This is a genomic window from Lysobacter ciconiae (genome assembly GCF_015209725.1).
Taxonomy (GTDB): domain Bacteria; phylum Pseudomonadota; class Gammaproteobacteria; order Xanthomonadales; family Xanthomonadaceae; genus Novilysobacter; species Novilysobacter ciconiae.
This window is the reverse complement of record NZ_CP063656.1, coordinates 1,074,120-1,087,719: the sequence shown is the minus strand read 5'-3', so window position 1 is coordinate 1,087,719 and position 13,600 is coordinate 1,074,120. Positions and strand designations below refer to the sequence as shown.

Sequence of the window (13,600 nt, the reverse complement as noted above, 5' to 3'; positions counted from 1 at the left end):
GGCGCCTCAGGAGTTCTTCAGCACGATGTCGTACGCCACCACGCCGGCCTCGCGGCAACGGTCGATCGCTTTCTCGAGGATCTCGAAGAACTCCTTGAGCAGGAACATCTGCAACGGCTCCAAGTCGCCGGAGTAGATCTCGCGGTACAGCTCCAGCATCAGCCGGTCGGCTTCGTTCTCGATGGAGCGCAGCTCGTCGTTGAGCGCCTTCATCGGCCCCAGCTTGATCTTGCGCAGCTGCTTGACCATCTTCACCACCACGCTGGCGGCCTGCTCCAGCATCGCCGCGCGCGGGGCGAAGTCGATGTGCTCCAGGTGCTGCACAGCCAGGGTGTAGCGATCGGCGAACTTCTCCGCCTGCTTGTTGATCTTGTGCAGCGCCGAGCTGAGCGCTTCGATGTCTTCGCGCTCGATCGGGGTGATGAAGCTGTCGACCAGTTCCTGGCTGATCTTCTCCGACGCGTCGCGCTCGCGCTGGCGGGCCAGCTTGAACGCATCGAGCGCGGGTTCGCGCTGATCGCCCTTGAGCATCTCGTGCAACGCACGGGTGCTGTCGTGCGCGGCAACCGCCGACTGCTCCAGCAGGTCGTAGAACTGGTTGCCTTGGCCGAACATCGTCTGCAGGGAAAACATCGGTGCAATACCTCGTCGTGCCGTAAGGCAACGTTTCGCGGTGGGAGGCCGAAATCCGGAACACGGAGCCGGACATCATGAATACGGCCCGGGCGGCAACCCGGGGGGTGCGATTATGACGGTTTCACCGGCTTCACGCCCAGTCATTGATCGTTCCGGGGCCGGCACGGGCTAACTGCTAAAATCCGGCGGCGTCGCTTGGACGCGTCAATACGGTCTCCTGCGCTCCATGGGCGACGATCCAAAACCTCCGTCTACATGCTCCACGGCGCCCTCGTGCCGCCGTGGCCCAGCGGTGCCCTGCCCCATCCGGATGAGGCGAGCGGCATGCTGAAGTTCGGGATCGTGCTCGTGCTCATCGCGTTCAACGCATTTTTCGCGTTGTCGGAGATGTCGGTTGTCACCTCGCGCAAGGCGCGCTTGCGGCACATGGCGGTCACCAGCCGGCGCGCGCGCAAGGCGCTGGACCTGGCCGAACACCCCGACCGCTTCCTCTCCACCGTCCAGGTCGGGATCACCTTGATCGCTATCCTGACGGGTATGTTCGGCGGCGAGGCCATCGGCTCGGCCATCGGCGCCTGGCTCGCGCTGCAGGTGCCTTTCCTGGGTGACTACGCGGGCACCATCGGACTGGTGATGGCGGTGGGACTGATCACCTACCTCAGCATCGTGCTGGGCGAGCTGCTGCCCAAGCGGCTGGCCCTGCTGGCCCCGGAAAAGCTCGCCAGCTTCGTTGCCGCGCCGATGCACTGGGTGTCCTGGATCGCCACGCCGGCGGTCTGGCTGCTGATGGTGAGCACGCAAGGCATGCTCAAGCTGATGCGCCTGGACCAGACCCAGGCGTCCAACGTGACGGAAGAGGAGATCCGCCTGCTGGTCAGCGAGAGCCATGAGCAGGGCGTGATCGATGCCGACGAACGCAAGATGATGAACCGCGTGCTCGGCCTGGGCGACCGCACCGCCGACAGCCTGATGACGCCGCGCACCCGCATCACCTGGCTGGACGCGGGCGCGCCGCTGGATGAGAACCTGGAAACGATGCGCAGCTCGCCGGTGTCGCGCTTCCCGGTGCTGCGTGGCACCGACCAGGACGTGATCGGCGTGGTCGAAGCCAAATCACTGCTGCGCGGCCTGATGCCGGGCGTGCCGATCGACCTGTTCGGGCAGATGCGCGAGGCGCTGTTTGTCTCCGAATCCACCCACGCGATGAAACTGCTGGAGATCTTCCGCGAGGAGCAGCAGTCGCTGGCGCTGGTGGTGGACGAGTACGGCGACGTCACCGGGCTGGTAACCGTCAATGATGTGATGGGCGCCGTCATCGGGCGCGTCCAGGCCGGCATGGGCAACGGCAGCAACGAGACCAGCGACGACACCGCCGGACCGGTGGTGCAGCGCGCGGACGGCTCATGGCTGATCGACGGCAGCCTGCACCTGGAGGACCTGCACGAACTGGTTTCCGGGTCGGTGCCCGGCGAGGACGAGCATGACTTCCATACTGCCGCCGGAATGGTGATCGCCCACTTCGGCCGCATTCCCAACGTCGGCGAGCAGTTCGCCTGGCCGGGCTGGCGGATCGAGGTGATCGACCTGGACGGGCCGCGGATCGACAAGCTGCTGCTGCAGAGCGAGCCGGTGCAGGACCCGGAAAACGATGAAACCAGCGGATAGCGGCACCGGCGCACACGCGACGGACGGTCACGCCGTCGGCACCCGGGCGCTGCTGGACTCGTTCACCATCGGCGATCCCGACGAGATCCTGCCGCTTGGCGCCATGTTCGGCGGGCTGGGCAAGCGCTCGTTCGGCATGCTGGTGTTCATCGCCATCCTGCCAGCCTTCCTGCCGATCCCGGGCGTCGGCGGTGCCAGCGGCCTGCTGGTGGTGCTGCTGGGACTGCAATTGATGGTGGGTCTGCCGACCCCGTGGCTCCCCGGTTTCGTGGCCCGGCGCGGGCCGACGCGCGAGACCGTCAGCCGCTTCCGTGACCGGATCTCACCGTGGCTGGCGCGGCTGGAGCGCGTGTCGCGGCCACGGGCGCCGGCGTTGCTCGAGCGACGCCTGTCCAACCTCGTCAGTGGCCTGTTGCTGGTCGCGCTCGGACTGCTGCTGTGCCTGCCCATCCCGTTCACCAACTACGTGTTCGGGGTGCTGTTGCTGCTTTTCGCGCTGGCGTTGCTGGAGCGCGACGGCTACCTGATGGGCGCGGCTTGGGTCGCGGGAACCGCTGCGGTGGTCTTCTTCAGCCTGGTATCGGGGCAGTTGGCGACCGCGGTCGCGCACTGGATCCACGGCTGAGCGGACGCTCAACCTGGCAGGTGTACGGCGGCCGCGTCATTGCACAGCGCAACGAACTCATCCGAACTCATGGGATTGGCGAGACTGAAGCCCTGCGCCAGGTCGCAGCCGCGATCGCGCAGCAGCTGGTATTGCGCGCGGTTCTCTACGCCCTCGGCGATCACCGTGATTCCCAGTGAGCGCGCCATGGCGATGATCGCCGTGGTGAGGGCCAGGTCATCGGGGTCATGCAGGATGTCGGCCACAAAGCTGCGATCGATCTTGACCCCGTCCACGGGCACGCGGCGCAGGTGGCTGAGCCCCGAGAAGCCGGTGCCGAAATCGTCCAGCCAGACCTGTACCCCGGTCGCGCGCAACTGTTGCAGTACGCGGCCGGCATGGGCCTCGTCGCCGATCATCGCCGTCTCGGTCAGTTCCACCAGCAGCCGGCCAGGATCCAGGCCGCTGTAGTCCAGGCTGCGCGCCACGCTGCGCGGCAGGTCACTGCTGCGCAGCTCGCGGGCGGAGACGTTGACCGTCACGAACGGCGGCGGGCCGCCATCCAGCGGGGGCCAGCGCGCCGCGTCCCGGCAGGCGGCGGTCATGACCTTGGGTCCCAGCAATTCGATCAGGCCGGTTTTTTCCGCCACGTCGATGAAGACCGCCGGCGGCACCTCCCCCAGTTCGGGGTGGTGCCAGCGCAGGAGCGCTTCGGCGCCGACCACGGCGTCGTCCGCCACCCGGATCACCGGCTGGTACACCACGCTCAGCTCGCCGCGCTCCCACGCCCCGCGCAGCTCGGTTTCCAGCCGGACGTGGCGCTCCACGGCGCTGTTCATCACGTTGTCGTAGTAACGGGCGCAGTTCTTGCCGGCCAGCTTGGCCTGGTACATGGCGATATCGCCGTTTTTCATCAGCATCGCCGCGGTCAGGGCGTCGTCGGGGTACATGCTGATGCCGATCGAGATGCCCAGGAACACCTCCCGCTCGCGCAGTGCCAGCGGCGCGCCCAGCTCCTCGACCAGCGACTCGCCCAGCGTGGTCGCGATTTCGCGGACGTTGACCCGCGGATCCGCCGCCTCCACCAGGATGACAAACTCGTCACCGCCGAACCGGGCCAGCATCGCGCCCGGCCCGCCCAGGCGCTGGACCACGTCGCGGATGCGGCGCGATACCTCCAGCAGGACCTCGTCGCCGACGTCATGGCCGAGGGTGTCATTGACGCGCTTGAAGTCGTCGATGTCGGCGAACAGCAGGGCGAGCTGGCGTCCGCTGCCGCTCAACCGCAGCAGACGCTCGTCGAGTGCCTCGCGGAACGCCAGCCGGTTGGCCTGGCCGGTCAGCGCATCGGTGTAGGCCATCTTGCGGATGTCGCGGTCGTGGCGCGCGACGCTCCGGCCCATGTTGCGGAAAGCGCGGATCAGCTCGCCCAGTTCGTCATTGCGCTTGCTGTCCAATGGCAGCACGTCGTAGTGGCCCGACTCGATCTTGCGCGCGGCATCGGCCAGGTTGCGGATCGGCATCACCAGCCAGCGCTGGATGGTCCACAACACGGCGGCACCCATCGCCATCAGGGCCACACCCAGCACCAGCAACCACAGCATCTGGCGCTCGGCCAACACCTTCAGCCTGACGCCCAACTGGTGCGTGGCGCGCTCCTGCAATACGCGCATCGCGCCCAGGTCGTAGCCGATGCGGACACCGCCCAGGCGCTCGCGCCCAATCATGATCGGCGCGGACACGTCCATGATCGAGTCGCTGAACTGGGTTCGCAGCGCGGTCGCCGCCAACGCCGCTGGTGCCAGCGGATCGTCCATCGGCAGGCCGTAAGCCGGGATCGACTCGCTGCCGTCGTGAAGCACGCGGCCCTGCGCATCGAAGACATAGACGTAGCGGATCCAGCGCTGCTTCAGCGCGCCCTGGAGCAGCACGCCCATGCTGTCCAAGTCGTGGTAATAGAGCGGATTGACCAACAGCTCGGCCAGCGGCTCGACCATGTTTTCGCCGCGTTGCTGCAGGTTCTCATCGGCCACCTCCTGCATGGCCGAATGGCTGACGCGCTCCACTTCGTGCTGGGTTTCCGCCTGGCGCTGGAGGACCAGACCGGTCAGCGCCATGAAGACGACCAGGGCGCCGAGCAACATCGCCAGGACGCGCCCCTGCAAACCGCTGAACAGGCCCGCAAGCGTCGCCCTCACTCGACCTGGCTCCGCACCAGTTGCACCAGCTCCCGCAGATGGGCGAGCTCGCGGCGCGCCTCCTCATCAAGCGGCAGGAAGCGGGTCGTGCCGAAAAACTCGTGCATCGCGGCTGCAGCCAGGGGATCGTCCGCAGCCTCCACCAGCACCTGCCGCAGCCGCTCACGCACCGCGGGATCCAGGTTGGCGCGCACCAGCTCCAGCGCGCGCGGGAACTCCTCGCTGCGGCCGATCAGCACCATGTCCTTCCTGAACGCCTCGGGCATGCGGCGCGGGTTGGCCCAGTCCAGGTTGCTGACCACGCCGACATCGACCAGTCCCTTGTGCACCCAGGTGGCGATGTTCAGCTCCGAACGCGCGAACAGGTAGCCCAGCGCATCCGGGCCGACGGTGTCCAGCGGCGACATTAGCAGGTCCAGCTTGAGGCCGCTGCGCAGCAATTGGCCGGCCGGAACGAAATACGCACTGGTGGAGGTCGGTCGCTGGAACGCGATGCGCGATCCCTGCAGGGAATCGATGCCGGTGATGCCGCTGTCCGCGCGCGCGAAGAACACGGCGTGGTAGCTGCGTTCGCCGTCGCGTTCAGTCACCAGCAGCGGGCGGGCACCGGCGCGCTCGGCAAGCAGCGCACCGGAACCGGAGGTCTCGGTGACCCAGTCGACGCGCTCGCGGCGCAGGTAGCTGGCCATCTGCTGTGGATCCCGGGCCATCAGGATGCGGCCCTCGCGGATGCCCACGTCCGCCATCCGCGGCACGACGTAATCGAGGAGCGGCTTGAGCTGCTCGTAATGCGCCGCCGGATCGTCGCTGATGCGGCCCAGCACGAGAATGTGGGATTCGCCGGCCCACGCAGGCGTGCCGGCAACGCCGAGCAGGCAAACCGCCAGGATGAAGCTGCGCAGCCGCGCGACCGTTGCTGCGATCGGCCCGTGCCGGTCCTGCTGGTGATTCACTCGCATCCTTCCCCCAACGCCCCTGCAGTGAGCGTACAGGGCATCAGCGTCGTCCCGCCAGCATCGCCATCCGGCTGGCATCGGCGAGGATTCCACGCAGCAAGCGCAGCTCGCGCTCCTCCAGATCCACGCGCAGGAACAGCCGGCGCAGCTTGCGCATTGCCGAGTCCGGCGATCGACCCTTGTGAAAGTCGATGGCATCGAGTGTCTCGGCCAGCTGGGCGAAGAAATGCTCCATCTGTGCGTGCGAGGCGGGCGGATTGCGCTCGGCCGGCACCGCTGGCGCGGGCGAATTGGCCTCAGGGCTCGCCAGCAACGCAAGCCGCAGTTCGTAGCTGATGACCTGCACCGCGGCCGCCAGGTTCAGCGAGCTGTAGTCCGGATTGGCCGGGATATGGATGGCGGCGTGGCAAAGCTGCAGCTCGTGGTTCTCCAAGCCAGTGCGCTCGCGCCCGAAGACCAGCGCCACCTCGGCCTGCGCGGCAACGGCCACCGCGCGCTCCGCGGCGGCCCGCGGCATCAACTCCTCAAGGCTGATCCGGCGGCTGCGCGCGGTGCACCCCAGGACCAGGCGGCAATCGGCCACCGCGTCGGCCACTGTCTCGAAGGTGACCGCCCTGTCCAGCACGTCGTTGGCGCCGGCGGCCAGCGCGAAGGATTCCACGTCCGGTGCGCGTTGCGGCGCAACCAGCACCAGACGGTCCAGGCCCATCGTCTTCAACGCCCGCGCCGCGGAGCCGATATTGCCCGGATGCTGAGTCCCGACCAGGACGATGCGGATGCGCTGTGCCAGGGAGGGATCAGGCGGGACGTGCGGATGGTCGGCGGTCATGGCGGCAATGGTAAACTGCGCGGCCGGCAACGAACCATGTTCGTCCATCGCCGGCCGCTCTTTCCCTTCGCCCACTCCCCACCTCCCCGCTCGAGGCCGTTTTGCCATGCAGAAACCCGCCATCAACCTCATGGTCAAGGCCGCCCGCTCCGCCGGCAATGTGCTGCTACGGCACATGCACAAACTGGACGCGCTGAACGTGGTCGAGAAGGACCGGATGGACTTCGCCAGCGAAGTCGATGAGCTGGCCGAGAAGGAGATCATCAAGGAATTCCGCCGCGCCACGCCCGATTACGCCATCCTGGGCGAAGAAGGCGGCCTACTGTCGCCCAAGAGCGGCACCGCGCGCTCGACCTGGGTCATCGACCCGCTCGACGGCACCAGCAACTACCTGCGAGGCATCCCGCACTTCTGCGTGTCCATCGCCCTGGTCGAGAACGGCGAGCCGGTGCACGGGGTGATCTTCGACCCACTGCGCAACGAGCTATTCACCGCCAGCCGCGGCAGTGGCGCCACCCTGAACGACAAGCGCATCCGCGTCGCCGACCGCAAGGACCTGGACGGGGCGATGGTGCTGACCGGCTTCCCGCCGCGCGAGCGCAAGCGCGCCAGCGCGCAGCTGACGACGCTGGACACCCTGTTCACCGAAATCCAGGACATCCGCATCTCCGGCTCGGCCGCGCTCGATCTGGCCTACGTGGCCTGCGGACGCGCCGACGCCTACTTCGAAGCCGGGATCAAGCCCTGGGACATCGCCGCCGGTGCACTGATGGTGCGCGAGGCCGGCGGCAAGGTCAGCGATTTCCGCGATCGCAGCACGGGCCCGATGGACAGCCGCGGCATCAATCCCCGGCCGCTGATCGCCGGCAATCTCAAGGTGGCCGGCCTGCTGCAGCAGCGCATCCTCAATACCGGCTACGCCGCCACGTTCGACTGATTCAGCGGGCGGACGCTGAGCAGACCGGGCCCGCTCCATCGAACCAGCAGATCGGACCAACGAAAAAGGCCGCGCATTCCAGCGCGGCCTTTCTTGATTGCGGCGTTTACAGACTCACGGCCGGCGGGCCAGGGCCTCTTCGTCGCGGGCCTTCGGCATCAGGTCCTGCTTGGTGACCTTCAGGAAACCGATGGTCAGCAGCGGCGAGGCCACGAAGATCGAGGACATCGTGCCGATCACCACGCCGATCATCATCGCCTCCGCCATGCCCTGCAGCGACCCGCCGCCGTAGATGTACAGCGCGAACACGGTCAGGAACGAAGCCACCGAGGTGATGATCGTGCGCGAGAGCGTCTGGTTGATCGAGGCGTTGATGATCGCGGACGGACTGGTGCGCATCGTGCGGAAGTTCTCGCGGATACGGTCGAACACCACGATCGTATCGTTGATCGAGAAGCCCACCACCGACAGGATGCCGGCCAGCACGGTGAGGTCGAACTCGTGGCCGCTCAGGGCAAACCAGCCAACCACGATCACCGAGTCCTGCAGCGAGGTCAGCACGGCGGCGATCGCGAACTTGCGCTCGAACCGGGTCGAGATGTAGACCAGGAACCCGACGACCACGAAGATCAGCGCCCAGATGCCGTTGAGCGCGAGTTCCTTGCCGACCTGCGGGCCGACGAAGTCACTGCGCATCACCGTGCCCGGGTTGTCGGGAGTGGATACCGCGTTGGTGATCTGGCGGGCGGTACGGTCGTTGGTTTCCAGATCGCCGTCCGCGCCTTCCTCGCCGGACTGCAGGCGGACCAGCAGATCGTTGCCCGAACCGAAGGTCAGCACCTCGGCGCTGCCGTAGCCCGCGTCAGCCAGGCGCTTGCGCGCGTCGTTGACGTCCACGGGCTGCTCGAAGCGCAGCTCGGTCACCGTACCGCCGGTGAAGTCCAGCGCGAAGTTGAACCCGTTGAACGCGATCGCGCCCACCGATACCGCCAGCAGGATGATGGAGACCACGAACGACGCCCCGCGCAGGCGCAGGAAGTCGATGTTGGTGACATTGGGGATGAGGGTGAATGGTTTCATGATCGGTTCCTGCGGTCAGATCGCAATGGACTTGAGCTTGCGCCGACTGCCGTAGAGCAGCGTTGCCATCGCGCGCGACGCCGACACCGCGGTGTACATCGAGGTGATGATGCCGATGATCAGTGCCACCGCGAAGCCCTTCACCGGCCCGGTGCCGAAGGCGAACATCGCCACGCCGGCCAGCAAGGTGGTCAGGTTGGCATCGACGATGGTGCTGGTGGCCTTCTCGTAGCCCAGCGCAATGGCCGACTTGGGCGGCACGCCGAGTCGCAACTCCTCGCGTATCCGCTCGTTGATCAGCACGTTCGCATCCACCGACAGGCCCACTGTCAGTGCGATACCCGCCATGCCCGGCAGGGTCATGGTGAAGCCGAACAGCGACATCACCGCCACCAGCATCAGGATGTTCAGAAGCAGCGCGGCGCAGGTGATGACGCCGAACATCCGGTAATAGATGAGGAAAAACACCAGCACGAACGCGAACGAGAAGATGACCGCCTTCAGCCCGCGCTCGATGTTCTCCCGGCCCAGGCTGGGGCCGACGATGCGCTCTTCAACGAAATCCATCGGCGCGGCCAGCGAGCCCGAGCGCAGCAACAGCGCGAGATCGGTCGCCTCCTTCATGCTTTCCAGGCCGGTGGTCTGGAAATCCTTGCCGAACACGCCATTGATGTTGGCCACCGAGATGACCTCCTCGCTGACCTTGGTGCTGCGGACTTCCTTGCCATCGACCATGCGGACCTGCGGGATGCGCTCGATGTAGACCACCGCCATCGGCTTGCCCACGCTGGAACTGGTGAAGTCGAACATGCGCTGGCCACCGGAGCTGTCCAGCTTGACCGAGACCGCCGGCGTGCCCGATTGCGGGTCCAGACCCGAGGTCGCGCCGACCAGCTGGTCGCCCGAGGCGATCACCCGCTTGTTGAGCAGGATCGGCACCGGCTTGCCGTCGATTCCCAGCTCGCGCCGGTAATAGACCTTGGCCTGCGGCGGCACGTTGCCGGTGGCCACGGCGTCGTAGGCATCGCCTTCGACCACCGCGCGGTATTCCAGTGTCGCGGTCGCGCCGATCACCCGCTTGGCCTGCGCGGTGTCCTGCACGCCGGGCAGCTCGACCACGATCCGGTCGTTGCCCTGGCGCTGGATCAGCGGCTCGGCCACGCCCAGCGCGTTGATGCGGTTGCGCAGCGTGCCCAGGTTCTGGTTCAGCGCGTCCGTCATCATCCGCTGCATTTCCGGTTCCGGGATCTGCAGGGTCAGGACCTGTCCATTGCCGTCCAGGCGCAGGTCCGGCTGGCTGGCCATGATCTTCTTGCGCGCCGCAGCCGCATCGGCCGCGTCCACAAGGCGCACGTTGACCGAGTTGTCCGGGCGCCGGGTGACCGACTCGTAGCGCACGCGTCCGTCGCGCAGGACCACGCGCACGTCCTCGACGATCGCATCCAGGTGCTTGTCCAGCGCCGCCTTCTGGTCGACCTGCATCAAGAAGTGGACACCGCCCTGCAGATCGAGGCCGAGCAGCATGCCGTGGGCGCCGATGTTGTCCAGCCACGGCGGGACGGTCGACGCCAAGTTCAGCGCAGTGACGTAGTCGTTGCCCAGCACCGGCGCCAGCGCGTCGGCGGCCTTGGACTGGTCGTCCGTGCCGGTCAGGCGCACCAGCAGGTTGTCACCATCGATGGCGACCTGCTTGGTCGGAATCCCGGACTTGCGCAGCGTTTCGGACACGCGCTGGACCAGCGCCTCGTCGATCGGTGCGCCACGGTTGGCGGTGACCTGCACCGAGGGATCCTTCTGGTACAGGTTCGGCAACGCGTAGATAGTGCTGAACAGGATGGCCAGCACCAGGACGACGTATTTCCAGCGCGCGTAAGTGAGCATCGATTACCCCTGCGGCGGCCGTTCGGCCGCCCCTGCTTCTAGAAAAAAGTGGTGACCGCGATCAGGCGGCTTTCAAGGTGCCCTTGGGCAGCACGTTGGCGATCGAGCCACGCTGCACGCGGATGCGGACGTTGTCGGCGATTTCCACGGTGACGAAGTTCTCCCCCAGAGCCGTGACCACGCCGGCAACGCCGCCGTTGGTCAGCACCTCATCACCCATGGCCAGCTGGCCAAGCATCGCCTTGTGCTCCTTGGCGCGCTTCATCTGCGGACGGATCATCAGGAAGTACATCACGCCGATCAGCAGGACCGGGAACAGCAGGGACATTCCCATCCCACCCGCAGGAGCAGCGGCGGCCTGGGCATGGGCGGGAGCGATCACCAGATCAAGCAGGTTCATGTCGATATTCCGTAAGGACGAAAAACAGCCGGAGATTATGTCATGGGTTGCCAACACCCACGCGGGCGACGCGGGCATGGCGCGTCGCCGCTTATGGCGTGCGCGCCGCGTAGAAGGACTCACGGAATGCCGCGAAAGTTCCCGCGGCGATCGCCTCGCGCATCTGCGCCATCAAACGCTGGTAGTAACGCAGGTTGTGCGCGGTGCCCAGCATCGGTCCGAGCATCTCGTTGCAGCGGTCCAGATGGCGCAGGTAGCTGCGGCTGAAACCACCGGCGCAGGCGGTGCAGTCACAGCCCTCCTCGATCGGTCCCAGGTCATGCTCGTACTTCGCGTTGCGGATGCGCACCGTGCCGGTCGCGGTAAAGAAATGGCCGTTGCGCGCGTTGCGGGTCGGCATGACGCAATCGAACATGTCGATGCCGCGGGCGACGCCTTCCACCAGGTCTTCCGGCCGGCCGACGCCCATCAGGTAGCGCGGACGATCGGGCGGCAGTTGCGGGCAGGTGTGCTCCAGCATGGCGTTGCGCTCGTCCTCCGGCTCGCCCACCGCCAGCCCGCCGATGGCGTAGCCGTCAAAACCAATGCCGGTGAGACCGGCCGCCGAGTGCGTGCGCAGTTCGTGGTGGACGCCGCCCTGGACGATGCCGAACAGGGCGGCATCGTTGCCCTCGTGCGCCTTGCGGGAGCGTTCCGCCCAGCGCAGGCTGAGTTCCATCGACGTGCGCGCGACCTCCTCGGTGGCCGGATACGGGGTGCACTCGTCGAAGATCATCACCACGTCGGAGCCGAGCACCTTCTGGATGTGCATGCTCTCCTCGGGACCGAGGAACACCTTGCGGCCGTCGATCGGCGCGGCGAAGGTCACGCCCGCCTCGGTGATCTTGCGCTTATGCGCCAGCGAGAACACCTGGAAGCCGCCCGAATCGGTCAGGATCGGGCCATCCCAGCGCATGAAGCCGTGCAGCCCGCCGTGCGCCTCGATCACCTCCAGGCCCGGGCGCAGAAACAGATGGAAGGTATTGCCCAGGACCATCTGGGCACCCAGCTCGCGCACGGCCTGCGGATAGATGCCTTTAACCGTGCCGTAGGTGCCCACCGGCATGAAGGCCGGCGTCTCGACGATGCCACGCGGGAAGCCAAGACGTCCGCGGCGTGCGGCGCCGTCGGTACCCAGCAGTTCAAATGCCATCCGGCTCATTGCCGTGTTGCTCCAGGATCGGGAAACAGCAACATCGCGTCGCCGTAGGAAAAGAACCGGTAACGCGCCGCGACCGCGTGCGCATAGGCGGCGAAGACCCGGTCGCGGCCGGCGAAGGCCGAGACCATCATCAGCAGCGTGCTTTCGGGCAGGTGGAAATTGGTGATCATCGCGTCGACCGCACGGATCCGGTAGCCGGGAACGATGAACAGCCGGCTCTCGCCGGCATACGGCCGCAACTCGCCGTCGGGATTCTCCGGGCTCGGCTGCATCGCCGTTTCCAGTGCGCGCACCACCGTCGTGCCCACCGCGATCACGCGGCCACCTGCTGCCCGCACCCGCGCGACCTGCCCGACCAGCGCTGCATCGACGTGCAGCCGCTCGGCATGCATGACGTGATCGGCCAGGTCGTCGACGCGGACCGGCTGGAAGGTGCCAGCACCCACGTGCAGCGTGACGTGGCCGAACTCGACGCCGCGCGCCGCCAGCGCCTCGAGCAACGCCGGGTCGAAATGCAGCCCGGCCGTCGGTGCGGCCACCGCGCCGGTCTCGCGCGCGAATACGGTCTGGTAGCGCTCCAGATCCTCCTCGTCGGGCTCGCGCTGGATGTACGGCGGCAGGGGCAGGCGGCCGACCCGCTCCAGATAGGCGTCCAGCGGCTCGCCAAGATGAAACCGCAGGCGGTAGAACTCCCCGTCCCGACCGAGGACCTCGGCCTCGCCGCCGGCGTCGAGCTGGATCCGCGCGCCCTGCTTCGGCGATTTGCTGACGCCCAACTGGGCGCGGGCGCAATCCTCCTCCAGCAGCCGCTCGATCAGGATCTCGACGCGGCCGCCCGTGCTCTTGGCGCCGAACAGGCGCGCCGGAATCACCCGGGTGTCGTTGAACACCAGCAGGTCGCCGGGCTCCAGCAGCGCCGGGAGCTCGCTGAACACATGGTCGGAAAACGCCGCCGGCGCCGTCGGGACCAGCAGCAGGCGGCTGGCCGATCGCCGCGCCAGCGGCGCCTGCGCGATCAGCTCCGGGGGCAATGGATAGTCGAAGTCGGATTTTTTCAAGACAGTGCTTTCACGGGTGCAGGCGATCGCGCAGGACGGGACACGAGGCCTGCGGCAAATCGCATAGTGTAGCGATACGCCGCGCGCCGTCCGGGGGTTATGCCGATCTCCGCGCCGTGTTAGAATCGGCTAACTGTTTGAAATACAACGTAAAT

12 protein-coding genes are annotated in these 13,600 nt (G+C 66.9%); 3 read left to right on the top strand and 9 right to left on the bottom strand.

Features of this window, described 5'->3' with window-relative positions; translation table 11 throughout:
• Window positions 1-6: 6 nt before the first annotated feature.
• Window positions 7-633: a DUF47 domain-containing protein gene (locus INQ41_RS05050; protein ID WP_193986751.1), complete on the bottom strand. Its 627-nt coding sequence runs from the start codon at window positions 631-633 to the stop codon at window positions 7-9.
• Between the two features lie 327 nt (window positions 634-960).
• Here INQ41_RS05050 and INQ41_RS05045 point away from each other — a divergent pair, with 327 nt between their 5' ends.
• Together INQ41_RS05045 and INQ41_RS05040 are read left to right on the top strand one after the other, a co-directional pair.
• A complete protein-coding gene (locus tag INQ41_RS05045) occupies window positions 961-2,301 on the top strand; it encodes a hemolysin family protein (RefSeq protein ID WP_193986750.1) in 1,341 nt (446 codons plus the stop codon).
• Window positions 2,285-2,926: an exopolysaccharide biosynthesis protein gene (locus tag INQ41_RS05040; protein WP_193986749.1), complete on the top strand. Its 642-nt coding sequence runs from the start codon at window positions 2,285-2,287 to the stop codon at window positions 2,924-2,926. The genes INQ41_RS05045 and INQ41_RS05040 overlap by 17 nt, the downstream gene beginning before the upstream one ends.
• An 8-nt stretch (window positions 2,927-2,934) precedes the next feature.
• On the opposite strand, the gene INQ41_RS05035 is transcribed toward INQ41_RS05040, so the two are convergent.
• From INQ41_RS05035 to INQ41_RS05025, 3 genes are all read right to left on the bottom strand, one after another.
• Window positions 2,935-5,049 carry a putative bifunctional diguanylate cyclase/phosphodiesterase gene (locus INQ41_RS05035; RefSeq protein ID WP_193987222.1) on the bottom strand — a complete coding sequence of 705 codons (2,115 nt, stop codon included), beginning with the start codon at window positions 5,047-5,049 and terminating at the stop codon, window positions 2,935-2,937.
• A 50-nt stretch (window positions 5,050-5,099) separates the two neighbouring features.
• Window positions 5,100-6,026: a phosphate/phosphite/phosphonate ABC transporter substrate-binding protein gene (locus INQ41_RS05030; protein ID WP_455430065.1), complete on the bottom strand. Its 927-nt coding sequence runs from the start codon at window positions 6,024-6,026 to the stop codon at window positions 5,100-5,102.
• A 73-nt stretch (window positions 6,027-6,099) separates the two neighbouring features.
• A complete protein-coding gene (locus INQ41_RS05025) occupies window positions 6,100-6,888 on the bottom strand; it encodes an RNA methyltransferase (protein WP_228076779.1) in 789 nt (262 codons plus the stop codon).
• A gap of 106 nt (window positions 6,889-6,994) precedes the next feature.
• On the opposite strand from INQ41_RS05025, the gene INQ41_RS05020 reads away from it, so the two are divergent.
• Window positions 6,995-7,825 carry an inositol monophosphatase family protein gene (locus INQ41_RS05020; RefSeq protein WP_193986744.1) on the top strand — a complete coding sequence of 277 codons (831 nt, stop codon included), beginning with the start codon at window positions 6,995-6,997 and terminating at the stop codon, window positions 7,823-7,825.
• Between the two features lie 114 nt (window positions 7,826-7,939).
• Here the strand turns inward: INQ41_RS05020 and secF are convergent, their stop codons facing one another.
• The 5 genes from secF to queA all read right to left on the bottom strand — a co-directional run bounded on the left by secF (window position 7,940) and on the right by queA (window position 13,445).
• Window positions 7,940-8,905, bottom strand: a complete 966-nt coding sequence (gene secF, locus INQ41_RS05015; protein WP_193986742.1) for a protein translocase subunit SecF — start codon at window positions 8,903-8,905, stop codon at window positions 7,940-7,942.
• 15 nt (window positions 8,906-8,920) lie between these two features.
• Window positions 8,921-10,786, bottom strand: a complete 1,866-nt coding sequence (secD, locus tag INQ41_RS05010) for a protein translocase subunit SecD (RefSeq protein WP_193986741.1) — start codon at window positions 10,784-10,786, stop codon at window positions 8,921-8,923.
• A 61-nt stretch (window positions 10,787-10,847) separates the two neighbouring features.
• Window positions 10,848-11,186, bottom strand: a complete 339-nt coding sequence (gene yajC, locus INQ41_RS05005) for a preprotein translocase subunit YajC (protein ID WP_193986739.1) — start codon at window positions 11,184-11,186, stop codon at window positions 10,848-10,850.
• 91 nt (window positions 11,187-11,277) lie between these two features.
• A complete protein-coding gene (gene tgt / locus INQ41_RS05000; protein WP_193986737.1) occupies window positions 11,278-12,387 on the bottom strand; it encodes a tRNA guanosine(34) transglycosylase Tgt in 1,110 nt (369 codons plus the stop codon).
• Complete coding sequence (gene queA / locus INQ41_RS04995) at window positions 12,384-13,445, bottom strand: tRNA preQ1(34) S-adenosylmethionine ribosyltransferase-isomerase QueA (RefSeq protein WP_193986735.1); 1,062 nt, start codon at window positions 13,443-13,445, stop codon at window positions 12,384-12,386. The genes tgt and queA overlap by 4 nt, the downstream gene beginning before the upstream one ends.
• Window positions 13,446-13,600 lie beyond the last annotated feature (155 nt).